Here is a 21,535-nt window from a genome sequence, read left to right on the forward strand (position 1 = left end):
CGCCGATGCGGCGGGCCAGGGTCAGCAGCTCCAGGGTGGGCTTGCGGACGGCACCGTCCACGTGATCGACGTAGACGAGGACTTCAGCCATGGGATTGCTCTCCTGCGAAAAGAAGTTGAGGGGCGGTCAGCGAGTGCTGGGCTCAGATGAACTTCTGGCCCGCGAGGAACTCAGCGAGCTGCTTGCCGCCCTCGCCCTCGTCCTTGACGATCGTGCCGGCCGTACGGGCCGGACGCGCGGTGGCGTCCTCGACCTTGGTCCAGGCGCCCTCCAGGCCGACCTCCTCCGCCTCGATGTCGAGGTCGGACAGGTCCCAGGACTCCACCGGCTTTTTCTTCGCCGCCATGATGCCCTTGAAGGACGGGTAACGCGCCTCACCCGACTGGTCGGTCACCGAGACCACGGCCGGCAGGGAGGCCTCCAGCTGCTCGCTGGCGGCGTCGCCGTCACGGCGGCCCTTGACGGTGCCGTCCTCGACCGAGACCTCGGAGAGCAGGGTGACCTGCGGGACACCCAGACGCTCGGCCAGCAGGGCCGGGACCACACCGGCGGTGCCGTCGGTGGAGGCCATGCCGGAGACCACCAGGTCGAAGCCGGCCTTCTCGATCGCCTTCGCCAGCACCAGCGAGGTGCCGATCGCGTCGGTGCCGTGCAGGTCGTCGTCCTCGACGTGGATCGCCTTGTCCGCACCCATCGACAGCGCCTTGCGCAGCGCGTCCTTGGCGTCCTCGGGACCGACGGTCAGCACGGTGACCTCGACGTCGTCGTCCGAGTTCTCGGAGATCTGCAGCGCCTGTTCGACCGCGTACTCGTCCAGCTCGGAGAGCAGACCGTCCACGTCGTCACGGTCGACGGTCAGGTCATCGGCGAAGTGCCGGTCGCCAGTGGCGTCGGGCACGTACTTCACAGTGACAACGATCCTCAGGCTCACGCCGGCTCTCCTACTGCATCGTCTTTTCTGGGCTGCCTCTTGCAGGCAGCATAGGCGCCTCAAGCGGCTCATCCCGGTCGGGGCGGCCGCGCGCTCCGAACGAAATATTACTCACCAGTACAGCCAGTTCATGCCCGCTAAGCAAGCGCTTTGAACTGTGACCTTCGCAACGCAGCGTAACCGGAACTCGACGCGTTCGCAGAACGAGGAGCGCGTGATCAATCCCGCAGGCCGTTGAACCCGCCCTGGTGGTAGAGGAGTGGCCGACCGGTGCCGGAGGGGTCGCCGAGGACGACCTCGGCCAGCACGATGCGGTGGTCCCCGGCGGGGACGCGTGCGACGACCCGGCACACCAGCCAGACCAGCACGTCGTCGAGGACCGGGACACCCGCATGGCCCTCCCGCCAGTCGGTGGGGGCCCCGAAGCGGTCGGCGCCGCTGCGCGCGAAGGTGGCCGCGAGCTCCGCCTGGTGCTCGCCGAGGATGTGCACGCCGATGTGCTCGGCGGTCGATATCGCGGGCCAGCTGGAGGCACCCGTACCGACGCCGAAGGAGAGCATCGGGGGCTCGGCGGAGACGGAGGTCAAAGAGGTGGCGGTGAAGCCGACCGGGCCGTCGGCACCGCGCGCGGTGATCACCGCGACGCCGGCCGCGTGCCGCCGGAAGGCGGAGCGGAGCAGTTCGGCAGAGGCGAGCTGAGTGGTGCCGAGGTCGGGCGTGGCCGTCATGGAGTTGTCCTTCTGCGGGAGGCGGTCTTCGGGTCCGGGGCTGCTCAGCGACCCGGACAGCGCGCGCTCGCGGTGCGGGCCAGGTCCACGTGGACCCGCCCGAAGAGAAGGAGTTCATGAGGCATACGGTCAGGCTGACGATAGGTGGTGCGCCCAGTCAAGTACGTTCCGGCATATGGGAGATGCCTCACCGTCGTTGACACAGCCGTCAAACCGCCTCCCCCAGCGCCGCGATGACGTCCGCCCTGCGGGGCTGCCCGGTGGCACGGCGCACCACCCGGCCGTCGGCGTCGAGCACCAGCACGGTGGGCGTCTTGAGGATCTCCAGTTCGCGGACGAGCTCCAGACGGGCCTCCGCGTCGATCTCGACATGGGTCACCCCGGGGACCATCCCGGCGACCTCGGCCAGTACCCGCCGGGTGGCCCGGCAGGGCGCGCAGAAGGCGCTGGAGAACTGCACCAGTGTGGCCCGTTCGCCCAGTTCGCCGCCGAGTTCGGCCGCCCCGAGCCGCTTGCCGTCGTCCCGCCCGCGCACCCGCACCCTCCCGCTCCGCCGCTTGTGCAGCACTCCGTAGACGCTCGCCGCCGCGAGCACCGCCACGCACACCACCAGTCCGGTCATCACCCGCACAAGCTTCCATGAGGCCGCCCGCCACCCCGGCAAGCGTTCACGAGACTGCAAAGATTCCCGACTCCCCTGCCGGGCTTCGGGGCGGAATCCTTGGTTCATGGACATCGACGCACGTGGGCCGCGGTTCGCGGCGGCCGTGACGACGGCCGTACTGGCCGCCGCGCTCATCACCCGGAGCCCCTGGCTCCTCGCCTGGCAGACGCTCGTGTTCGCGTTCGGCGCGGCCGCGGGCGTCGGCCGTTCGCCGTACGGCTGGCTGTTCCGGACCGCCGTACGCCCCCGCCTCGCTCCCCCGACGGAGTTCGAGCCACCGGAACCCCCGCGGTTCGCCCAGGCCGTGGGACTGGTGTTCGCGGGACTGGGACTGGTCGGGTTCACGCTGGGTCCCGGGTGGCTGGGCCTCACGGCGACCGGGCTCGCGCTCGCCGCGGCGTTCCTCAACTCCGCGTTCGGGTACTGCCTGGGGTGCGAGATGTTTCTGCTGCTGCGGCGACTGGCGGTACGCGCGGAGTAAAGGTGGGTTAAAAATCCGAGGTGGATCATGGGGCGACGTGACGAGGATCTCGCCACACCGGGGCACCAGGGCTGGCTCCCCGTCCGTTCTTCGGGCACGATCTGCGAGACGCCGTAAACCTACGGCTGCGTAACTTTCCCGCCGGGAGCCCCTTTCCCAGGCAGAGCAGAAAGGGTCCGCCCCGCCCATGGCCGAGTTGGTCTACCGTCCCGTCATCGGTTTCGCCAGGACACTGTTCAAGGTCTGGGACCTGAAGATCGACTGCCAGGGGTCGGAGAACATCCCCCGCTCGGGCGGTGCCGTGCTGGTGAGCAATCACATCAGCTACCTGGACTTCGTCTTCGACGGTCTGGCGGCGCTTCCGCAGAAGCGCCTGGTGCGGTTCATGGCGAAGGAGTCGGTGTTCCGGCACCGCATCTCCGGTCCGCTGATGCGCGGGATGAAGCACATCCCGGTGGACCGTGCGCAGGGCGAGACGGCGTACCAGCACGCGCTGGACTCGCTGAGGTCCGGTGAGATCGTGGGCGTCTTCCCGGAGGCCACGATCTCCCAGTCGTTCACGCTGAAGAGCTTCAAGTCGGGCGCCGCGCGCCTCGCCCAGGAGGCCGGCGTCCCGCTGATCCCGATGGCACTGTGGGGCACCCAGCGCATCTGGACCAAGGGCCAGCCGCGCAACTTCAAGCGCAACCACCTCCCCATCACCATCCGGGTCGGCGAGCCGGTCGAGGCACCCCGCGACCAGTACGCGGGAGCCATCACCCGCCGGCTGCGCGAGCGGGTGCAGGACCTCCTGGACACCGCCCAGCGCGCCTACCCGGCCCGCCCGAAGGACACGACCGACACCTGGTGGCTGCCCGCCCACCTGGGCGGTACGGCGCCCACGCAGGAGCAGCTGAAGGCGGCCGAGGCGATCTGAGCCCCGGCCCCGGCCTCAGCTCGCGGTCTCGGGTGCGCGCACGTCGATGCGAGCGCCCGGGCTGAACTTCTCCAGGAGTTCGGCGAGTTCGGCGCCCGCCGCCTCGACCTCCGCGACCGGCATCGGGGCGAGGCTCTCCAGCAGGAAGACGGCCGAGGTCGTGTCCTCGGTGAGGCGGGTACGGGGGCCCTGGCGCCAGTTCCAGCGTCGGCAGGTGACTCCGGCGTCGTCGCACCACACGATCTCGCCGGCGTCCGGGTGCTCGACGCTCTCCTCGCCGCCGGCCACGGTCACGAAGTCCTCCTCCCCCGTGGCCCGGACCAGGCGCATCCCACCCTGGATGAGGCCGAGGTCCTCGCCCCCGACGGGGATCAGGTGGGCGACACTGATGGCGTTGTAGAGGTCCACGAGCAGGTTGATACGGGGCAGACCGCCGTCCGCGAGAGCCCGCTTGGCCAGCGCCTCGGCCGAGTTGCGGGTACGGGACGGCTTGGAACCGAAGGCCGTGTAGGCGGCACGCCAGGCGGCCATGTGCGGGTCCTCGTGCGGGGCGCGCCCGTCGAGGCGTACCGCGAGCCGGCGCGCCACGTCGTCGAGGAGCGCCGAACTCTCCTCGGTGCTGGGCCCGTTGACCAGTCCATGGGCCTCGATCGCGACATGCGTGAAGCCGGGGACGAGGGCGCGCACCTCGTCGGACACGGTGAGCGTGAGAGTCATCTGTCTGCCTCAGAGTGCGGTGGGGAGCGTCTTCCAGAGGTACGGACGGTCGGGCGCCGCTTTCAACACGCCGAGCACGACCGGGTGAGGTTCAGCGTACAGGACCGGATAGTCCATCTCACTGGACTCCGGATCGGGGACGAAGGCCAGCCGCTCGCCGTCGAGGGAGAACCGGGCGTCGACACCCGGTTTGTTGCCGCGCGGGTCCTGCCGGCGCCAGGAGCCGTTGAAGCGGACGGCGACCAGGCCGTGCACCGCGTGGCCGCCGCCGTCGTCGTGCAGCAGCCGCTGGTAGCACAGGGCGGTGGGGATGTCCTCGGCGCGCAGCAGGGCGGCGAGGGCGTGGGCCTTGGCGTAGCAGATGCCGGTGCGCCGCTCCAGCACGTCCGAGGCGCGCCAGGTGACGCGCAGGTCGCCGGAGTCCTGGGAGTGCGGGATGACGTCCCGCACGAATTCATAGGCGGCCTGCGCATAGGCATACGAGTCCGCGACCTCCGCGGCCAGCCGGGCGGCCGCCTCCCGGACCACGGGATGGTGATGGTCGATGGCCTCGTCGGCGGCCAGATAGGCGGACAGGTCGGCGGTGTTCTGGATCGGCTCCATGCCCGCAGAGCATAGGAATGCGATCACCCGAGAGTCAATGACTTTTCAGGTGACCGCATATCTATGCATCGAAGGAGGCTAGCGCGCCATCTCCTCCTTGAGCGCCGCCACGAACGCGTCCACGTCCTCCTCGGTCGTGTCGAAGGCGCACATCCAGCGCACGTCCCCGGCGGCCTCGTCCCAGAAGTAGAACCGGAAGCGCTTCTGCAGGCGCAGGCTCACGTCGTGCGGGAGGCGGGCGAAGACGCCGTTGGCCTGCACCGGATGGAGGATCTCGACGCCGTGCACGGCCCGGACGCCCTCGGCGAGCCGCTGGGCCATCTCGTTGGCATGCCTGGCGTTGCGCAGCCACAGGTCCTTGGCCAGCAGGGCCTCCAGCTGCACCGAGACGAAGCGCATCTTGGAGGCGAGCTGCATGGACAGCTTGCGCAGGTGCTTCATATGGCTGACGGCGTCCTGGTTGATCACCACGACCGCCTCACCGAAGACGGCGCCGTTCTTGGTGCCGCCCAGGGAGAGGATGTCGACGCCGACGGCGTTGGTGAAGGTGCGCATCGGCACGTCCAGGGAGGCCGCCGCGTTGGCTATCCGGGAGCCGTCCAGGTGCACCTTCATGCCGTGCGCGTGGGCGTGCTCGCAGATCGCGCGGATCTCGTCCGGCGTGTAGAGGGTGCCCAGCTCGGTGCTCTGGGTGATGGACACCACCTGCGGCATCGCGCGGTGCTCGTCGTCCCAGCCGTACGCCTGCCGGTCGATCAGCTCCGGGGTGAGCTTGCCGTCCGGAGTGGGCACGGTGAGCAGCTTGAGGCCGCCCATGCGTTCGGGGGCGCCGCCCTCGTCGACATTGATGTGCGCGCTCTCGGCGCAGATCACCGCGCCCCAGCGGTCGGTGACCGCCTGGAGCGCGACGACGTTCGCCCCGGTGCCGTTGAAGACCGGAAAGGCCTCCGCGCTCGCCCCGAAGTGGCCGCGGACGATCCGCTGGAGGTTCTCGGTGTACTCGTCCTCGCCGTAGGCCACCTGGTGGCCGCCGTTGGCGAGGGCCAGGGCGGCGAGCACCTCGGGGTGGGCTCCGGCGTAGTTGTCACTGGCGAAACCGCGGACCTGCGGGTCGTGGTGGCGACGCGCGTCGGTCTTCGGAGGGTTCACGGCTTCTCGGTCAGCCACAGACGGTTTCCGTTCACTTCGGCGGCGGACTTGCTCCAGACGCCCTCGATGGCCTCGGCCAGGTCCTTGACGTCGGTGAAGCCCGCGAACTTCGCGTTGGGCCGCTCGGCGCGCATCGCGTCGTGGACCAACGCCTTGACCACCAGGATGGCAGCGGCGGAGGTCGGGCCCTCGGGGCCCCCGGCCTTGCGGAAGTAGTCCGCCAGGGCGAGCGTCCACGCCTCGGCGGCGGCCTTGCCCGCGGCGTACGCGGCGTTGCCCGCGGTGGGCTTGCTCGCGGCGGAGGCGCTGATCAGGACGTACCGGCCGCGCTCGCTGCGCTGCAGCGCCTCGTGGAAGGCGAGGGAGGTGTGCTGCACGGTCTTGACCAGCAGCAGCTCCAGGAAGTCCCAGTCGTCCAGGCTGGTCTTGGTGAAGGTCTCGCTGCCGCGCCAGCCGCCGACGAGGTGGACGAGACCGTCGACGCGGCCGAAGTCCTTCTCGACGTGGGTGGCCCAGTCCCGGGTGGACTGCAGGTCGAGCAGATCCACCGTGTCGCCCGTGACGCTGGCGCCGCCGGAGGCGTAGCGGGCCGCGTCGACGGCCTCGGACAGGCGCTGCGGGTCGTTGTCCGCCCCGACGACGGTCGCGCCGGCCTCGGCCAGCCGCATCAGCGTGGCACGCCCCGCGGGTCCGCCCGCGCCGGCCACCGCGATCACCGCACCGCTGAGAGCCCCGTTGCCCACCATGTCGTTCCCCTCTTGAGCCGTGTTCCGGTGCCGGTCGCTCACGCCGCGACCGGCTCGGCGCTGTCCGCAGTGATGCCCTTGGTCTCGGCGATCACGTTCTTCAGTTTCTTGGACAGGGCCTCGTAGAACATGCTGAGCGGAAACTCGTCCGGAAGCACGTCGTCCACGAGCTTGCGCGGCGGCAGGGCCAGGTCGAGGGCGTCGGGGCCCTTGGCCCACTTGGAGCCGGGGTGCGGGGCGAGGTAGGTCGCGACCAGCTCGTACCCGGCGAACCAGTGGACGAGCTTCGGGCGGTCGATGCCGTCCTTGTAGAGCTTCTCGATCTCGGCGCACAGCTCGTTGGTGACCTGCGGGGCGCGCTCCCAGTCGATGGCGAGCTTGTTGTCGGTCCAGCGGACCACGTCGTGCTTGTGCAGGTAGGCGAAGAGCAGCTGGCCGCCGAGCCCGTCGTAGTTGCGGACGCGGTCGCCGGTGACCGGGAAGCGGAACATGCGGTCGAAGAGCACCGCGTACTGCACGTCACGGGCCTGCGGGACGCCGTCCGCCTGGAGCTTCACGGCCTCCTTGAAGGCGGTGAGGTCGCAGCGCAGCTCCTCCAGGCCGTACATCCAGAACGGCTGGCGCTGCTTGATCATGAACGGGTCGAACGGCAGGTCGCCGTGGCTGTGGGTGCGGTCGTGGACCATGTCCCACAGCACGAAGGCCTCCTCGCAGCGCTTCTGGTCGTGGACCATCGCGGCGATGTCCTCGGGCAGGTTCAGGCCCAGTATGCCGACGGCCGCGTCGGTGACCCGGCGGAAGCGGGCGGCCTCGCGGTCGCAGAAGATACCGCCCCAGGAGAATCGTTCCGGCGCCTCGCGAACGGCGATGGTCTCCGGGAAGAGGACGGCGGAGTTGGTGTCGTACCCGGCCGTGAAGTCCTCGAACTTGATGCCGCAGAACAGCGGGTTGTCGTAGCGGGTGCGCTCCAGCTCGGCCAGCCACTCCGGCCAGACCATGCGCAGCACGACCGCCTCCAGATTGCGGTCCGGGTTGCCGTTCTGGGTGTACATCGGGAAGACGACCAGGTGCTGGAGGCCGTCCGCGCGGCCCGCGGCGGGCTGGAAGGCCAGCAGCGAGTCGAGGAAGTCGGGCACCTGGAAGCCGGTGTCGGCCCAGCGCCGCAGGTCGGCGACGAGCGCCCGGTGGTAGTCGGCATCGTGCGGGAGCAGCGGGGCCAGCGTCTCGACGGCACCGATCACGGCGTCGACGGCACGCGCGGCGTCGGCGCGAGCGGGGGCGTCCGCGGCGTCGAAGTCGATCGACCCGTCCTTGGACTGCCATGGCCGGATCCGCTCCACGGATTCCTTGAGCACGGGCCACGCCGGGTGCTCGACCACCCTGGTCACGGGAGGAACCTGCTCCTCCGAACCCACCTGCACAAGAATTTCCGTCATGACCCATCCTCCACGGGAGTTGCTTCCGTAAGGACACCGTATGCATACGAGCTTTCTCCCAGCAAGGGGGACCTCAGGAAATTATCCTGCGGCATCCCCACTTCACCGCGCTTTTTCCTGTGTGAAACCGTGAATGCGCTCACATCCACTACGGCCGGTGATGGGGCGTCAGGTCTCGGGGACCGCACGGATCCGGCCGGTCAATGCGCGGCAGGACGCGCCCACCCCCGGGTGACCGCCGACCGGGGCACGGGCCAGCCACCGCGCGCCCGGCACACCAATCCCCCCGTGTACGTACGGGTTCATCACGACGGACGGCCATTAGGCTGCGCCCAGCCGCGTGGACAGCGACGTCCGTCGCACGGTCCGCGCGCGTGCCCCCCACCGCCGCCGTCGACGGAAGCGAGTTGAATCTTGAACTTCCTTACCATCGGTCACCGCGGAGTCATGGGCGTCGAGCCCGAGAACACCCTCCGTTCCTTCGTCGCCGCCCAGCAGGCCGGCCTCGACCTGATCGAACTCGATCTGCACCTCAGCAAGGACGGCGCCCTGGTCGTCATGCACGACGCGGAGGTGGACCGCACGACCGACGGCACCGGCCCGATCGCCGAGAAGACCCTGGAGGAGCTGCGCACCCTGGACGCGGGCCGCGGTGAGCGGGTGCCGGTGTTCGAGGAAGTCCTGGACGCGGTGAAGACACCCCTCCAGGCCGAGATCAAGGACGTGGCGGCGGCCCGCGCGCTGGCCGAGGTGATGCAGCGCCGGGACCTGGTGTCCCGGGTGGAGGTGTCCTCGTTCCACGACGAGGCCGTCACCGAGATCGCCCGGCTGGTGCCGGGCGTGCGCACCGCGCTGATCGCCAGCAGGTACGGCCCCGACGTGGTCGAGCGGGCCCAGGAGGCGGGGGCGGCGACCCTCTGCCTCAACATCCGGCGGCTCACCCTGGAGGTCGTCGAGCAGGCCCGCAAGGCCGATCTGCGGGTCCTCGGCTGGGTGGTGAACACCCAGGACCAGCTGCGGCTGGTGCGCGCCCTGCAGCTGGACGGCGCGACGACCGACTACCCGGAGATCAAACGCACCGCCCGCTTCACCGCGTGACCGCAGGCGCGAACATCACACCAGCGGCTTGACCAGCAACTCGAACTGCAGGTCGGCCCGCTGCGGGATGCCGAAGCGCTCCTCGCCGTACGGGAACGGGGTCATCCTTCCCGTACGGCGGTAACCGCGCCGCTCGTACCAGGCGATCAGGTCCTCCCGCACCGAGATCACGGTCATGTGCATCTCGGTGGCGCCCCAGTCCTCCCGCGCCCGGCGCTCCGCCTCGGCGATGACGGCCTTGCCGAGGCCGGCGCCCTGCAGGGCGGGGCTGACCGCGAACATGCCGAAGTAGGCGTGGGTGCCGCGGTGTTCGAGCTGGCAGCAGGCGACGACCCGGCCGTCCCGCTCGACGGTCAGCAGGGTGCCGTCCGGCGCCTTGATCACTTCGAGGACACCGTCCGGGTCGGTCCGCTGCCCCTCCAGGATGTCCGCCTCTGTGGTCCAGCCGACCCGGCTGGAGTCGCCCCGGTACGCCGACTCGACCAGCGCGACGAGCACGTCCACGTCGGCGTCGATGGCGTCCCGGAAGGTCAGCGAGGCGGCGGCGTTCTCCATGTGCGGGTTCTCCGATCTGGGGCACTGCATGAGCCGGGGACGAGCCTAACGCCGCGCGCAGCCCTCCCGTTCCGGGTGCCGGGCACACCGGCCCGCCTGGCACTACGCTCCGGTTGCATGGTGCACGTACTGAGCAGCCGGACCCTTCTCCACCCCACCGACCCCGAGCGCTCCCGCGCCTTCTACGGCGAACGGCTCGGCCTCGCCGTCTACCGCGAGTTCGGTACCGGTGCCGAGCGCGGGACGGTCTACTTCCTCGGCGGCGGCTTCCTGGAGGTCTCCGGGCGCTCGGAGACTCCCGCCTCACCGGCCGTCCAGCTCTGGCTGCAGGTCGCGGACGTCGCGGCGGCGCACGAGGAGCTGCTCGCGAAGGGCGTCGAGATCGTGCGGGCGCCGGTGAAGGAGCCCTGGGGGCTGGTCGAGATGTGGATCGCCGATCCGGACGGGACCAGGATCGTCCTGGTGGAGGTGCCGGCCGACCACCCGATCCGGTACCGGCCGGGGATCTAGCGCCGTGGGCTTCCCGGTGGCCGTCGGCAGTGGCGGGTCCGGTGTTCGCAGGAGAGATCCCTCGCGAGGAACGGTGCGTGCCGATGCGGGTGCCGGGCGGATCGCGCACCGCCGTACCGGTCGGCCCGCGGGCTGCGGTGTTCGGTGGATCCTGGGCGGACGGCGAGAGCTGAGCGGACCCACCACGTAGGGGCCTCAGGCCCGCAGCGCGCCCATCCTGCCCTCCAGCCGGCCCAGCAACTCGGCCAGCAGACCCGCCAGTTCGCCCTGTCCCTGGGGGGCCAGCACGGACAGTACGGACGTCTCGTAGGCGAGTTGCTCGGGCAGGATGCCGTCGACGAGGTCCCGGCCCGCTTCGGTGAGGCGGAGGTGGGCGACGCGCCGGTCGCGGGCGTCGCCGCGGCGTTCGACCAGGCCCCGCTCGGTGAGCTGTTTGAGGCGCTTGGTGACGGCGGCGCCGGAGGAGAAGGTCTCCTTGGCGAGCTCGCTCGGGGTCAGCTCATGGCCGGTGCGGCGCAACGCGCCCAGCAGGTCGAACTCGGGGCGGCTGAGGCCGGCCCGGCGCAGCGGGGCGTCCTCGGCCTGCTGGAGCAGGGCGGCGCAGCGGTTGATCCGGCCGATGACCTCCATGGGCCCGGTGTCCAGGTCGGGATGGACGGTCCGCCACTGCCGGACGACGGCGGCGACCGTGTCGTCCCTGCCCGCTCCTTTGCCCGCGTCTTGCTCCGCGTAGCTGCCGGCCGCCGGTCGTCCGTTGGTCGCCGTCATGGCCGTACGTCCTCCGTTGTCCTCGCGTGGTCCCAGGTGTGCGGTCCCTGGCGTCGTACCGTCGCGGCGAGCGTACGGTGTCCGGACTGCTCGGCGAGCACGACCCGCTCCTGGGGCAGCGCGCGTTGCCACCACTCGCCGGACGCGGCGTCGGCCGTGGCGCGCAGTTCGGCGAGGGCGGCGGCCAGGGTGCGGCGGGCGGACTCCAGGGCGCGCGGGTCCGGCTGCGGCCCGGCGAGCACTCGGGCCGCCTGTTCGCGGGCCCGTTCGACGGCGGTCAGGGAGTGTTCGATGCGGTCGCCGGCCCGGCGGTTGGTGACGACGACGGCGGTGGCGAAGCCGACGAGTGCGCCGACCAGGGTGTCCACGACCCGCTCGGTGACCAGCTGCCCGGCGTCCTGGGTACGGGCGAACTCGGTGACGAGCAGGGCCATCGGGGTGACGCAGACGCTGCCGAGCCAGTAGTTGCGGCCGATCAGCGCCTCGGCGCCGAAGTTGAAGGCGAGGCAGCACAACACCAGGGCGGCCGGGTGCAGATGCGCGAGGGGTACGACGGCGGCGAAGACGAGGACGCCGAGGAGGTTGCCGACGACGCGCTGGACGCCCCGGCTCCAGGTGAGGGTGACATTGGCCTGGTAGAGGGAGGCGGCGGTGACCAGCGCCCAGTACGGGCGGCCGACACCGAGGGCGAGGGAGGCGTATCCGGCGAGGGCGCAGCCGAGCGCGGTGCGGGCGGCGAGTGGCGCGAGCGGGCCGAGCCGGTGCCACAACGGGCGCTGTGCCACGGCGAGTTCGGCGTCGATGCCGAGGAGTTCGTCGGCGGCGCCGGCCACCCGCGGGACGCGTCCGGTGCCGTGCAGGGCGCGGGCCCAGCCGCGCAGCAGTGCCGGGTCCGCGTCGGCGGGGGCGGCGAGGGCGACCTCGGCCCGGACGACGAGGTGTTCGAGGGCCCGGCGGGTGCGGTCGGTGCGGGCGCCGGTGGCGAGCAGGGACTGCCAGGCGGCCTGTACGGCGGCGGCCGCGGTGGCACGGGTGCGGGCCTGCCCGTCCGCGGTACCGCGGGTGTCGACGTGGGCGGCGGTGGCCCTCAGGGCATGGGCGGTGGCCCGGCGTTCGGGGCCGTGCGGGCGCAGCAGTCCGGGTGCCATGCCGACCAGCCAGGCCCAGGCGCCCGCCGCCAGCGCCAGTGCGACATGGCCGGGGACCTGGCCGAGGGTCTGCGGGACGAACAGGGAGGCGGAGCTGATGAAGGCGAGGACCACGTTCCCGGGCGGGCCGACGCGGGTGGCGTCGCAGAGCGCCTTCTGCACGGCGGCCATGAGGGCGCCGACGGTGACCAGGACGACCGCGTTCGTGGTGAGCGAGGCGACGGTCAGGGCGAGGGCGAGTCCGGCGACCATGCCGATGATCACGCCGGCCAGCGTGCGGGCGCGGGCCGGGTAGGGGCGGTTGTGGCCGTAGAGGGCGCACAGCGATCCGGCCATCGTGTACGTCGCCAGGTCGAGGCGGCCGAGGGCCAGCAGGGTCAGGTTGGGCGGGGCGACCGCGGCGACCACGCTGAGCGCGGGCTTGAACCAGATGTCGGAGGGCCGGCCCAGGCGCAGCAGACCGGCGAGGGGCAGACGTCGGGTGGTCGTGGCGGGTGCGGTGCTCATACCCACTAATTTAGCATGTATTTTACTCGTAAAACATTCTCGAACAGTCCTGCTCACAGGCTGTGCTCCGCCGAGTGCTCCCCGTGTACATCCTTGCGCTCGCGTGCGCGCCGTACGGCCGGGGCATCGCATCCATCGATACGACGTCGAGCGGGGAGGTGCGCGTGCACGGACCGGCTTCGCCCGGCTGGCTGCTGGTCGCGCTGTGCGCGGCGACCGGGGCCTACTGCCTGCTGCGGATGCGCAGCAGCGTCGAGGAACAGCGGCGCGCCGCGGGCGGCGAGGCGCTGATGGGGTTCGGCATGGCCGCGATGGCCGTGCCCGCGACCGTCTTCACACCGCCGGTGTGGGCATGGCCGCTCTACGCGGCGGTGTTCGGCGGGGCCGCGCTGCGTGCGCTGTGGAGCGCCCGCAGCAGCCCGCACCATCTGCACCATCTGGTGGGGGCGGCGGCGATGGTCTACATGGCGGTGGTGATGGCCGCCTCGCCCGGCGCCCACCACCACGGCGGCGCCGGAGTCCCGCTGGTGACCGGCCCGTTGGTCCTCTACTTCGCCGGCTATGTCCTCGTGTCCGGCGCACGGCTGGTTCCGGCCGCGGTGACGGCCGCGGGGACCGGCGCGGTCCGGTGGGGCGACCGGCCCGAACTGGCGCGGGCGTGCAGGCTGTCGATGGGCATCGGCATGGTGACGATGCTGCTGGCGCTGTGACGAAGTGACGTCACTCGCGGCGCAAACGTTGCCTGCGTCACTTTGGCGCAATGGGCTGTACCCCTGGGCGGTCCGCCGCTCATAGGGTGCTGGCCATGATGGTCCCTGTGGCACTGTTGCTGCTCGGCGCCTTGACCGCAGTGGTCGGCCCCCGGTTTCTCGCCCGGGCCGACTGGACGGACCGGGAGCCGGTGGTCGCCCTGTGGGCATGGCAGTGCGTGGTGGCGACCGTGCTGCTGTGCTGCGCGCTGTCGATGACACTGAGCGCGGCGGCGGCCTGGCAGGCGGTGCGGGGGCATGTGTTCGCGACCGCTCCGAGCGGGGTGATGGACGCCTACGGGCTCGGTACGCCCGGTCCGTGGGCGGCGACGACCGCGGTGGTCCTCGCCGGCGCCGGGCTGTGGAGCGGGGCGATGTTGGTGCGCGAGATCCTGCGCGCCCGGTCCGGACGACGGCAGCGCAGGGCCGAACTCCTGGTCCGTGCACCGCTGTTGCCCGGCGAGGAACCGGCGAACGGCCGTCTCGTCGTCCTTGAGGGCGAGCGCGCCGACGCCTGGTGGCTGTCCGGATCGGCTCCTCGACTCGTCGTGACCACAGCCGCGTTGCGCCGTCTGAAAGGGCGTCAGCTGGACGCGGTGCTCGCCCATGAGCAGGGGCACGCGCAGGCCCGGCACGACTGGCTGCTGCACTGCTCGGCCGCGCTGGCCGGCGGGTTCCCGCAGATCCCGGTGTTCGCCGCGTTCCGCGACGAGATGCACCGGCTGGTCGAACTGGCCGCCGACGACATGGCCTCCCGGCGCCACGGCCGCCTCACCACCGCACTCGCCCTGGTCGAACTCAACGAGGACCGGGGCGTGTTCGGCCCCGGCCCGACCCCGCACGCCCATGTCCCGCAACGCGTCGACCGGTTGCTCACCGCCCCGGACCGGCTGCCCGCACGGCACCGGCTGCGCCTGACCGCCACCGCCGCCCTGGTCCCGGTGATCCCGGTGCTGGTGGCGCTCGTACCCGGCCTGCGCGCACTCGGGTGAAGCCTCACCCGTCATGAGGAATTGCCCTCCGAGCAATGATTCGGCAAAGATCACGCCATGCGCCCCCCACCCAGCGACCGCTCCGCCCCGCTCCTCGCGACCGCCGTCCTCGCCCTGTCCTCGGCGCTGCTGCTCGCTCTCGTCGCGGGCGAGTGGCCTCCTCTGGTGGCGCTGGACGAGGGCATCGCCGGCACCGCCCATCGCTGGGCCGTGGCGGACCACGACACCACCCATGTCCTGCGCATCCTGACGGACCGGGTCTGGGACCCGCTGACCATGCGGCTGCTGTGTGCGGCGGTCGCGGTGTGGCTGGTGTGGCGGCACTCGGCGTGGTGGACCGCCCTGTGGCTGGCCCTGACCTGTGCGCTGGGCACGGTCGCCCAGCAGTCCCTCAAGGTGGCCGTGGACCGCCCCCGCCCGGTCTGGTCCGACCCGGTCGACTCCGCCGGGTACGCCGCCTTCCCCTCCGGGCACGCCATGACGGCGACCGTGGTCTGCGGCCTGCTGCTGTGGCTCCTGCACCGCTGCGGGACCGGGCGCGCGCTGTGGCGTACGGCCCTGATCGCGGCCGCGGTGTCGGTCATAGGAGTCGGTCTGACCCGGATCTGGCTCGGCGTCCACTGGCCCTCGGACGTGCTCGGCGGCTGGCTGCTCGGGGCCCTGGTGGTGGCGCTGGCGGTGCTGGTGTACGAGTGGGAGCTCGACGGCCGGGAACGTCCTCACTCGTAGCCAGTGCCCGACGCGGCCGTCGGTAGAGTCCGGCGCATGGCTACTGTGCTCTTCGACTTCTCCGGGACCCTCTTCCGCATCGAGTCCACCGATTCCTGGCTGCGGGCGGTGCTCGCCGAGTCCGGAGCGAGGCTCCCGGAGGCGGAGTCGGCCGAGGTCGCGCGGGCGCTGGAGGCGGCCGGGGCGCAGCCCGGCGGGGCGAACCCGGTCGAGGTGCCCGAGGAACTCGCAGGGGTGTGGGCGGTGCGGGACGAGAGCGCGGAACTGCACCGGGCCGCGTACACCGGGCTGTCCCGGCGGGTGCCGCTGCCGGACGCGGCACTGCACGACGCGCTGTACGAGCGGCACATGGCCCCGGGGGCCTGGACGCCGTACCCGGACGCCGCCGAGGTGCTGCGCACGCTGCGTGCGCACGGGATCGGGATCGGAGTGGTCAGCAACATCGGCTGGGACCTGCGCCCGGTCTTCCGCGAGCACGGGCTCGACGCCTATGTGGACGCGTACGTCCTGTCCTACGAACACGGTGTCCAGAAGCCGGACCCGCGGCTCTTCACGGTCGCCCTGGAGGCGCTCGGGGCGGAGCCGGCCGAGACGGTGATGGTCGGGGACAGCAGGCCCGCCGACGGCGGGGCGGCGGCGCTCGGCTGCCGGGTCCACTTCGTCGACCATCTGCCGGTGACCGAGCGGCCGGACGCGCTGCTGCCGGTGCTGGACCTGGTGGGCGTGGCCCGCCGACCGGCCACGCCCACGCAGGTCTGATCTGCCGCGCCGTCCGCCCGAGACGCTCCCCCGTGTCGCCCCGGACGGACGGCAGCCCTGAACAGGCCCCGCGCAGGGCGGTGCCCGCTGCGTCGATTATAGTTGGCTGGCAGCCAGTCAACGCAGGAGTTCCAGCATGTCCCCGCGCAGCGCATCGGTCAATGAAGAGTTGCGCAGGCGTTCCCGGGAACGGCTCCTCCAGGCCGCGGTCGAGCTGGTCGACGAGCACGGCTTCGAGGCCACCACGCTGGGCGCCATCGCCGACCGGGCGGGTTCGGCGCGCGGGCTCGTCTCGTACTACTTCCCGGGCAAGCGCCAGCTGGTCCAGTCCGCCGTGCACCGGCTGATGTGGAGCACGCTGCAGGAGGCGCTGGAGCAGGAGCCGCGCACCGAGGACGGCCGGGAGCGGCTGGCCCGGGCCATCGACTCGATCCTGGGGCTCGCCCGGGAGCGGCCGGTGCTGATGCGCCAGCACATGGCCGGGCTGCTCCAGGCGGAGGGCTTCGTGCAGTGCCCGGAGCAGCGCCGGCTCGCCGAGCTGCTGGGCGACACCGTCGCCCGGTACGGCTCGCACGAGGTCACGGCCGACTACCCGATGCTGCGCGCCCTGCTGATGGGGGCGGTGTACGCGGCGCTGGTGCCGGGTGTGCCGATGCCGGTCCCGGTGCTGCGGGCGGAGTTGTTCGAGCGTTACGGGCTCGACTGGGAGCTGGGCGTGCCGCCGGAGTCCGCGCCCGTGACCGAGCGCAAGGACCTGTCACGCTTCTTCGCCACCGAGGACCGCACCGAGTCCGAACGGCCTTAGCCGGCAGCGTGTCTGACGTGGCGTCAGCGGTGCCCGGTCACGCAGGAGCGCACTCGCGGCTGATACGTACAGTCATCGAACGATCACCATACGTATGAGCGGGCACATGTCCGCGTCACCCCTGCGGCCCCTGTCGACGCGGCCGTGCCGGTGGGATGCTGGAGCCACCAGCCCCTCGGGCAAGGAGTCCCCCGTGTTGCGTGTCGCCGTCGTCGGCTCCGGGCCGAGCGGGTGCTACACCGCCCAGAACCTGGTCCAGCTCGACCCCACGGTGTCCGTGGACGTCCTGGACCGGTTGCCGTGCCCGTACGGACTGGTGCGGTACGGAGTCGCCCCGGACCACGAGAAGATCAAATCGCTGCAGGGGAATCTGCGCACGGTCCTGGAGCACGAGCGGGTGCGGTTCCTCGGCGGGGTCAGGGTCGGCAGCGGTCCGGGCGAACTCCCCGTGGAGCGGCTGCGGCAGCTGTACCACGCGGTGGTGTACTGCTTCGGCGCCGCGAGCGACCGGCGTCTCGGCATTCCGGGCGAGGAACTGCCGGGCTGCTGGTCGGCGACCGATTTCGTGGCCTGGTACAGCGCGCATCCGGACGCCGTCGACGCCGGGTTCGTGCGCGACGCCCGCTCGGCCGTGGTCATCGGCGTCGGCAATGTGGCGGTGGACGTGGCCCGGATGCTGGCCCGGGGCGCGGCGGAGCTGAGCCCGACCGACATGCCGCAGGCGGCCCTGGCCGCGCTCGCCGCGAGCGGGATAAGAGATGTGCACGTGGTGGGCCGGCGCGGCCCCTCCCAGGCCCGATTCACCACCAAGGAGCTGCGCGAGCTGGGCGGCCTGCCGGACACCGAAGTCCTGCTGGATCCGGACGAGTTGGCGCTCGACCCGGGCTATGCCGACCCGTCCGCGCTGCCCGCCGTCCAGCGCCGCAACGTCGAGGTGCTGCGCGGCTGGGGCGGCGCCGGCGGCCGGGGCACCGGCCGCAGCATCTGGTTGCGCTTCTTCCTGCGCCCGGTCGAACTCCTCGACGACGGCGGGCGGGTGGGCGCGGTGCTCTTCGAGCGGACGGAGCCGGACGGACGGGGCGGGGTGCGCGGCACCGGGCGGTACGAGACCGTCGAGGCGCAGTTGGTGCTGCGTTCGGTGGGCTATCGCGGAGTTCCGCTGGACGGGCTCCCGTTCGACGAGGAGACCGGCACCGTGCCGCACGCGGCGGGCCGGATCGTGGAGGGCTGCTTCAGCGCGCCCGGCGAGTACGTGGCCGGCTGGATCAAGCGCGGCCCGACCGGCGTCATCGGCTCCAACCGGCCTGACGCCAAGGAGACGGTGCTCTCCCTCCTGGAGGACGCACCCGTACTGCTGCGCAGGCAGGTGCCGCAGGATCCGGTCGCCGAACTGCGCGCGGCGGGCATCGAGCCGGTGCAGTGGACGGGGTGGCAGGCGATCGAGCGGGCCGAGGCCGCACTGGGCGCCCGGCTCGGCCGGAGCGTGGTCAAACTGGCCGACTGGGACTCCCTGCTGGAGGCGGCACGGACGGTGTCGTAGCGGAACGGACCGGGCCGTAGCGGAGTCGTCCGCCACCGGATGGGCATGACACCAGTCGGCAACACCGTGGAAATCAACAAACTGTTCAAGCCGCTTACGGTCTCGTGCTGTCCGGATGTCGTCCCCGCTCTGGAGTACCCATGGCCACGACCACCGCCCCCGTCCATCCCGTCGACGAGGTCCCACCCGTACGGCAGTTGGCCGCCTTCGGTCTGCAGCACGTGCTCGCGATGTACGCGGGTGCCGTCGCCGTCCCGCTGATCGTGGGCGGCGCGATGAAGCTGTCGCCGGCCGACCTGGCGTATCTGATCACCGCCGACCTGCTGGTGTGCGGCATCGCGACGCTGATCCAGTGCGTCGGCTTCTGGCGCTTCGGCGTCCGGCTGCCGATCATGCAGGGCTGTACGTTCGCGGCGGTGTCGCCGATGGTCCTCATCGGTACGACGGGCGGCGGACTGCCCGCGATCTACGGCTCGGTGATCGTCGCCGGACTGGCGATCATGCTGCTCGCGCCCGTCTTCGGCAGGCTGCTGCGCTTCTTCCCGCCCCTGGTCACCGGCACGGTGATCCTGATCATCGGGGTCTCGCTGCTGCCGGTCGCGGGCAACTGGGCGGCGGGCGGGGTCGGTTCGAAGGACTTCGGGGAGCCGAAGAACCTGGCGCTGGCCGCCTTCGTGCTGGCGGTGGTGATCGGCGTGCAGCGGTTCGCGCCCGCCTACCTCGCCCGGATCGCGGTCCTGATCGGTATCGCGGTGGGCCTCGCGGTCGCGGTGCCCTTCGGGTTCACCGACTTCAGCGGGGTCGGGGATGCCGACTGGCTGGGCGTCAGCACGCCGTTCCACTTCGGGACGCCGACGTTCAGGGCGTCGGCGATCGTGTCCATGCTGGTGGTGGCGCTGGTGACGATGACCGAGACGACGGGTGACCTGATCGCGGTCGGCGAGATGACCGGCCGGAAGATCGAGCCGCGCTCCCTCTCCGACGGCCTGCGCGCCGACGGCCTCTCGACCGTCCTGGGAGGCGTCTTCAACACCTTCCCGTACACGGCGTACGCGCAGAACGTGGGCCTGGTCGGCATGACCCGGGTGCGCAGCCGCTGGGTGGTCGCGACCGCCGGCGGCATCCTCGTGCTCCTGGGCCTGCTGCCCAAGCTGGGCGCGGTGGTCGCGGCGGTCCCGGCTCCGGTGCTGGGCGGCGCGGGCCTGGTGATGTTCGGAACGGTCGCGGCGAGCGGCCTGCGCACGCTCGCGACCGTCGACTTCAAGGGCAACAACAACCTGACGGTGGTGGCCGTCTCGGTGGCGATCGGTGTGCTGCCGGTGGGCGTGCCGACGGTCTACGCGAAGTTCCCGGACTGGTTCCAGACGGTGATGAACAGCGGGATCAGCGCGGGCTGTCTGACGGCCGTCGTGCTGAACCTGCTCTTCAACCACTTCCCCGCGAAGGCGGGTCCGACCCCGGAGAGCGTGCCGACCGGAGCCGAGCCCGCCTAGCCCACGCCTGGCCCGCTTCTCGCACTTCTCCAGCTTCGCTCACTTCGCTCCGAACAGGTCCGTCGGTACCGCCGCCGCCAGCGCCCCGTACCCGGTCGGGTTGAGGTGCAGCCAGTCCCCCACCTGGAGTTCGGCCCGCAGCCGGCTCGGATCGGCCGGATCCCGTACCGCCCGGTCGAAGTCGATCACCGCGTCGAAGCGGCCGGGCCCGCGGATCCAGGCGTTGACCCGCTGCCGGGCCGCCTCCCGCACGCCCGCGCCGTCGTCGTAGGCGTTGCCGCCGAAGGGCAGCAGGGTGGCGCCGTAGACGCGGATGCCCTGGGCGTGGGCGCGGACGACGATCTGCTGGTAGGCGGCCGTCAGGTCGTCGGCGACGGCGCGCTGGGCGTCCGGGGTGGCGGCGGCGGTGCCGATTTCGTTGACGCCCTCGAAGACGATCAGCCAGGAGACTCCGCTGCGGGAGAGGACGTCCCGGTCGAGGCGGGCCAGGACGTTGGGTCCGAGACCGTCGTTGAGGACCCGGTTGCCGCCGGCCGCCTGGTTGAGGACCGCGATGCCGGAGGTGGCCCGGCGGGACTGCAGACGGTCGAAGAACTGGTCGGGCCAGCGGTCGTTGCCGTTGGTCGTGGAACCCCGGCCGTCGGTGAGGGAGTCGCCGAGCACGGCCACGGCCCGGGTCGCGGCCGGGGCGAGCACCTCGACGTCGCTCAGCAGGTACCAGTGGTCGACATGGGTGGCGCCCGTGAGGTCGGGATCCTCGGTGTGGTCGCCGTTGACGAGATACGACGTGGTGCGTGAGCCCGGGTGCGAGGTGAGCGCCAGATCGGGCTGGCCCTGGGCGGTGTACGCCGTGACGGTGAGGTCGGAGCCGGAGGCCAGCTCGAAGTCCACGGGATCGGAGACGACCTGGGCACCGACGGGGACGACGGTCGCGGCCCTCTCCGAGAACGTCACCCGCTGCAGGCTGTCGGTGACGATCGCGCCGGTGCCCGCCCGTCCGCCCTCCGGGAGCGCCACGGTCACCGAGGTGAGCGGGAGCGGGGTGTCGCCGTAGGCGTTGGAGAATCGCACCCTCAGGCGGTGACCGCCGGTGGTCACCCGGACGGTCTGCCGCAGCGTGGTGTCGGCCAGGACCGACTTGTCCCCCGTGAAGGGTGCGGGCGGCAGATTGCCGGCCTCGGTGAGCTGGGGCATTCCGGTCCAGGTGTTCACCCAGTGACGGCTCTGGGCGGTGCGTGCGGTGCCCTGCCCCGGACCGCGGACCAGCGCGGTGAGGGCCGTCGCGGTCACCACCAGGGTGAGGACGAGGACACAGGTGCCGAGGAGCGTGGCGAGCGGCGTTCGGCTGGGCTGCGGCTTCACGGGGCCTCCTGACAAGGGGCGGCGGCGGAGTCGTGGTCGGGCGCCGGCCGGGGTTCATCGTGGCATGGACATGGCTTGCATGGAAGCGCTCCCACAGCGCTTCGACAGCCCCGTGGAGCCCCAGTCGGCGGCCGGAACGGATCCCGTG

23 protein-coding genes and 1 pseudogene are annotated in these 21,535 nt (G+C 71.6%); 11 read left to right on the forward strand and 13 right to left on the reverse strand.

Features of this window, described 5'->3' with window-relative positions:
- The 4 genes and pseudogenes from ACIRR9_RS51670 to ACIRR9_RS51685 all read right to left on the reverse strand — a co-directional run.
- A pseudogene (locus ACIRR9_RS51670) lies at positions 1 to 91 on the reverse strand (electron transfer flavoprotein subunit alpha/FixB family protein); the annotation flags it as partial.
- 52 nt (positions 92 to 143) lie between these two features.
- Complete coding sequence (locus ACIRR9_RS51675) at positions 144 to 932, reverse strand: electron transfer flavoprotein subunit beta/FixA family protein (RefSeq protein WP_365345024.1); 789 nt, start codon at positions 930 to 932, stop codon at positions 144 to 146.
- A 218-nt stretch (positions 933 to 1,150) separates the two neighbouring features.
- A complete protein-coding gene (locus tag ACIRR9_RS51680) occupies positions 1,151 to 1,660 on the reverse strand; it encodes a flavin reductase family protein (RefSeq protein ID WP_403767692.1) in 510 nt (169 codons plus the stop codon).
- 208 nt (positions 1,661 to 1,868) lie between these two features.
- A complete protein-coding gene (locus tag ACIRR9_RS51685; protein WP_403767694.1) occupies positions 1,869 to 2,282 on the reverse strand; it encodes a TlpA family protein disulfide reductase in 414 nt (137 codons plus the stop codon).
- A gap of 106 nt (positions 2,283 to 2,388) precedes the next feature.
- Between ACIRR9_RS51685 and ACIRR9_RS51690 the strand changes: the two genes are divergently transcribed.
- Both ACIRR9_RS51690 and ACIRR9_RS51695 read left to right on the forward strand, forming a co-directional pair.
- The gene (locus tag ACIRR9_RS51690; protein ID WP_403767696.1) at positions 2,389 to 2,805 is read left to right on the forward strand and encodes a DUF4395 domain-containing protein; all 417 of its coding nucleotides are present in this window, start codon (positions 2,389 to 2,391) and stop codon (positions 2,803 to 2,805) included.
- 187 nt (positions 2,806 to 2,992) lie between these two features.
- Positions 2,993 to 3,721: a lysophospholipid acyltransferase family protein gene (locus ACIRR9_RS51695; protein WP_403767698.1), complete on the forward strand. Its 729-nt coding sequence runs from the start codon at positions 2,993 to 2,995 to the stop codon at positions 3,719 to 3,721.
- Positions 3,722 to 3,736: 15 nt separating this feature from the next.
- On the opposite strand, the gene ACIRR9_RS51700 is transcribed toward ACIRR9_RS51695, so the two are convergent.
- The 5 genes from ACIRR9_RS51700 to ACIRR9_RS51720 all read right to left on the reverse strand — a co-directional run bounded on the left by ACIRR9_RS51700 (position 3,737) and on the right by ACIRR9_RS51720 (position 8,372).
- Complete coding sequence (locus ACIRR9_RS51700; RefSeq protein WP_403767700.1) at positions 3,737 to 4,438, reverse strand: B3/4 domain-containing protein; 702 nt, start codon at positions 4,436 to 4,438, stop codon at positions 3,737 to 3,739.
- A 9-nt stretch (positions 4,439 to 4,447) separates the two neighbouring features.
- Entirely contained in the window at positions 4,448 to 5,041 is a 594-nt protein-coding gene (locus ACIRR9_RS51705; RefSeq protein ID WP_403767702.1) for a transglutaminase domain-containing protein, read from the reverse strand.
- Positions 5,042 to 5,119: 78 nt separating this feature from the next.
- A complete protein-coding gene (locus ACIRR9_RS51710; protein ID WP_403767704.1) occupies positions 5,120 to 6,190 on the reverse strand; it encodes a threonine aldolase family protein in 1,071 nt (356 codons plus the stop codon).
- Entirely contained in the window at positions 6,187 to 6,933 is a 747-nt protein-coding gene (locus ACIRR9_RS51715) for an SDR family NAD(P)-dependent oxidoreductase (RefSeq protein ID WP_365345038.1), read from the reverse strand. The genes ACIRR9_RS51710 and ACIRR9_RS51715 overlap by 4 nt, the downstream gene beginning before the upstream one ends.
- Before the next feature lie 41 nt (positions 6,934 to 6,974).
- Positions 6,975 to 8,372 carry a DUF6421 family protein gene (locus ACIRR9_RS51720; protein ID WP_403767707.1) on the reverse strand — a complete coding sequence of 466 codons (1,398 nt, stop codon included), beginning with the start codon at positions 8,370 to 8,372 and terminating at the stop codon, positions 6,975 to 6,977.
- A 414-nt stretch (positions 8,373 to 8,786) separates the two neighbouring features.
- On the opposite strand from ACIRR9_RS51720, the gene ACIRR9_RS51725 reads away from it, so the two are divergent.
- The gene (locus ACIRR9_RS51725; RefSeq protein WP_403767710.1) at positions 8,787 to 9,470 is read left to right on the forward strand and encodes a glycerophosphodiester phosphodiesterase; all 684 of its coding nucleotides are present in this window, start codon (positions 8,787 to 8,789) and stop codon (positions 9,468 to 9,470) included.
- A 15-nt stretch (positions 9,471 to 9,485) separates the two neighbouring features.
- On the opposite strand, the gene ACIRR9_RS51730 is transcribed toward ACIRR9_RS51725, so the two are convergent.
- On the reverse strand, positions 9,486 to 10,025 hold the full coding sequence (locus tag ACIRR9_RS51730) for a GNAT family N-acetyltransferase (protein WP_403767713.1): 540 nt from the start codon (positions 10,023 to 10,025) through the stop codon (positions 9,486 to 9,488).
- A 117-nt stretch (positions 10,026 to 10,142) separates the two neighbouring features.
- Between ACIRR9_RS51730 and ACIRR9_RS51735 the strand changes: the two genes are divergently transcribed.
- Positions 10,143 to 10,535, forward strand: a complete 393-nt coding sequence (locus ACIRR9_RS51735) for a VOC family protein (RefSeq protein WP_316766660.1) — start codon at positions 10,143 to 10,145, stop codon at positions 10,533 to 10,535.
- Positions 10,536 to 10,730: 195 nt separating this feature from the next.
- Here the strand turns inward: ACIRR9_RS51735 and ACIRR9_RS51740 are convergent, their stop codons facing one another.
- Both ACIRR9_RS51740 and ACIRR9_RS51745 read right to left on the reverse strand, forming a co-directional pair.
- The gene (locus tag ACIRR9_RS51740; RefSeq protein ID WP_403767717.1) at positions 10,731 to 11,303 is read right to left on the reverse strand and encodes a MarR family winged helix-turn-helix transcriptional regulator; all 573 of its coding nucleotides are present in this window, start codon (positions 11,301 to 11,303) and stop codon (positions 10,731 to 10,733) included.
- Positions 11,300 to 12,958, reverse strand: a complete 1,659-nt coding sequence (locus tag ACIRR9_RS51745) for an FUSC family protein (RefSeq protein ID WP_403767719.1) — start codon at positions 12,956 to 12,958, stop codon at positions 11,300 to 11,302. The genes ACIRR9_RS51740 and ACIRR9_RS51745 overlap by 4 nt, the downstream gene beginning before the upstream one ends.
- A 164-nt stretch (positions 12,959 to 13,122) precedes the next feature.
- Here ACIRR9_RS51745 and ACIRR9_RS51750 point away from each other — a divergent pair, with 164 nt between their 5' ends.
- From ACIRR9_RS51750 to ACIRR9_RS51780, 7 genes are all read left to right on the forward strand, one after another.
- The gene (locus tag ACIRR9_RS51750; RefSeq protein ID WP_384567595.1) at positions 13,123 to 13,668 is read left to right on the forward strand and encodes a DUF5134 domain-containing protein; all 546 of its coding nucleotides are present in this window, start codon (positions 13,123 to 13,125) and stop codon (positions 13,666 to 13,668) included.
- A 95-nt stretch (positions 13,669 to 13,763) separates the two neighbouring features.
- Positions 13,764 to 14,699, forward strand: a complete 936-nt coding sequence (locus ACIRR9_RS51755; RefSeq protein ID WP_384567598.1) for a M56 family metallopeptidase — start codon at positions 13,764 to 13,766, stop codon at positions 14,697 to 14,699.
- A gap of 57 nt (positions 14,700 to 14,756) precedes the next feature.
- Positions 14,757 to 15,428 (forward strand): phosphatase PAP2 family protein, encoded by a 672-nt coding sequence (locus ACIRR9_RS51760; protein WP_403767723.1) that lies wholly within the window; start codon positions 14,757 to 14,759, stop codon positions 15,426 to 15,428.
- Positions 15,429 to 15,464: 36 nt separating this feature from the next.
- Positions 15,465 to 16,187 (forward strand): HAD family hydrolase, encoded by a 723-nt coding sequence (locus ACIRR9_RS51765; protein WP_403767726.1) that lies wholly within the window; start codon positions 15,465 to 15,467, stop codon positions 16,185 to 16,187.
- Between the two features lie 136 nt (positions 16,188 to 16,323).
- The gene (locus tag ACIRR9_RS51770) at positions 16,324 to 16,992 is read left to right on the forward strand and encodes a TetR/AcrR family transcriptional regulator (RefSeq protein ID WP_403767729.1); all 669 of its coding nucleotides are present in this window, start codon (positions 16,324 to 16,326) and stop codon (positions 16,990 to 16,992) included.
- Between the two features lie 193 nt (positions 16,993 to 17,185).
- Positions 17,186 to 18,532, forward strand: a complete 1,347-nt coding sequence (locus ACIRR9_RS51775; protein WP_403767731.1) for an FAD-dependent oxidoreductase — start codon at positions 17,186 to 17,188, stop codon at positions 18,530 to 18,532.
- A gap of 140 nt (positions 18,533 to 18,672) precedes the next feature.
- Entirely contained in the window at positions 18,673 to 20,025 is a 1,353-nt protein-coding gene (locus tag ACIRR9_RS51780; protein WP_384567612.1) for a nucleobase:cation symporter-2 family protein, read from the forward strand.
- Positions 20,026 to 20,064: 39 nt separating this feature from the next.
- Here the strand turns inward: ACIRR9_RS51780 and ACIRR9_RS51785 are convergent, their stop codons facing one another.
- Positions 20,065 to 21,387 (reverse strand): SGNH/GDSL hydrolase family protein, encoded by a 1,323-nt coding sequence (locus ACIRR9_RS51785; RefSeq protein WP_403767734.1) that lies wholly within the window; start codon positions 21,385 to 21,387, stop codon positions 20,065 to 20,067.
- Positions 21,388 to 21,535: the final 148 nt, after the last annotated feature.

This window comes from Streptomyces sp. NPDC101234 (assembly GCF_044767525.1).
Taxonomy (GTDB): domain Bacteria; phylum Actinomycetota; class Actinomycetes; order Streptomycetales; family Streptomycetaceae; genus Streptomyces; species Streptomyces sasae.

What these genes read in the sequence shown, in the direction of transcription:
- ACIRR9_RS51705 (WP_403767702.1), bottom strand. Translation starts at nt 5,041, where the DNA reads ATGGAGCCGATCCAGAACACCGCCGACCTGTCCGCCTATCTGGCCGCC.
- ACIRR9_RS51755 (WP_384567598.1), top strand. Translation starts at nt 13,764, where the DNA reads ATGATGGTCCCTGTGGCACTGTTGCTGCTCGGCGCCTTGACCGCAGTG.
- ACIRR9_RS51735 (WP_316766660.1), top strand. Translation starts at nt 10,143, where the DNA reads ATGGTGCACGTACTGAGCAGCCGGACCCTTCTCCACCCCACCGACCCC.
- ACIRR9_RS51700 (WP_403767700.1), bottom strand. Translation starts at nt 4,438, where the DNA reads ATGACTCTCACGCTCACCGTGTCCGACGAGGTGCGCGCCCTCGTCCCC.
- ACIRR9_RS51695 (WP_403767698.1), top strand. Translation starts at nt 2,993, where the DNA reads ATGGCCGAGTTGGTCTACCGTCCCGTCATCGGTTTCGCCAGGACACTG.
- ACIRR9_RS51685 (WP_403767694.1), bottom strand. Translation starts at nt 2,282, where the DNA reads ATGACCGGACTGGTGGTGTGCGTGGCGGTGCTCGCGGCGGCGAGCGTC.
- ACIRR9_RS51770 (WP_403767729.1), top strand. Translation starts at nt 16,324, where the DNA reads ATGTCCCCGCGCAGCGCATCGGTCAATGAAGAGTTGCGCAGGCGTTCC.
- ACIRR9_RS51765 (WP_403767726.1), top strand. Translation starts at nt 15,465, where the DNA reads ATGGCTACTGTGCTCTTCGACTTCTCCGGGACCCTCTTCCGCATCGAG.
- ACIRR9_RS51760 (WP_403767723.1), top strand. Translation starts at nt 14,757, where the DNA reads ATGCGCCCCCCACCCAGCGACCGCTCCGCCCCGCTCCTCGCGACCGCC.
- ACIRR9_RS51680 (WP_403767692.1), bottom strand. Translation starts at nt 1,660, where the DNA reads ATGACGGCCACGCCCGACCTCGGCACCACTCAGCTCGCCTCTGCCGAA.
- ACIRR9_RS51730 (WP_403767713.1), bottom strand. Translation starts at nt 10,025, where the DNA reads ATGGAGAACGCCGCCGCCTCGCTGACCTTCCGGGACGCCATCGACGCC.
- ACIRR9_RS51720 (WP_403767707.1), bottom strand. Translation starts at nt 8,372, where the DNA reads ATGACGGAAATTCTTGTGCAGGTGGGTTCGGAGGAGCAGGTTCCTCCC.
- ACIRR9_RS51745 (WP_403767719.1), bottom strand. Translation starts at nt 12,958, where the DNA reads ATGAGCACCGCACCCGCCACGACCACCCGACGTCTGCCCCTCGCCGGT.
- ACIRR9_RS51690 (WP_403767696.1), top strand. Translation starts at nt 2,389, where the DNA reads ATGGACATCGACGCACGTGGGCCGCGGTTCGCGGCGGCCGTGACGACG.
- ACIRR9_RS51780 (WP_384567612.1), top strand. Translation starts at nt 18,673, where the DNA reads ATGGCCACGACCACCGCCCCCGTCCATCCCGTCGACGAGGTCCCACCC.
- ACIRR9_RS51740 (WP_403767717.1), bottom strand. Translation starts at nt 11,303, where the DNA reads ATGACGGCGACCAACGGACGACCGGCGGCCGGCAGCTACGCGGAGCAA.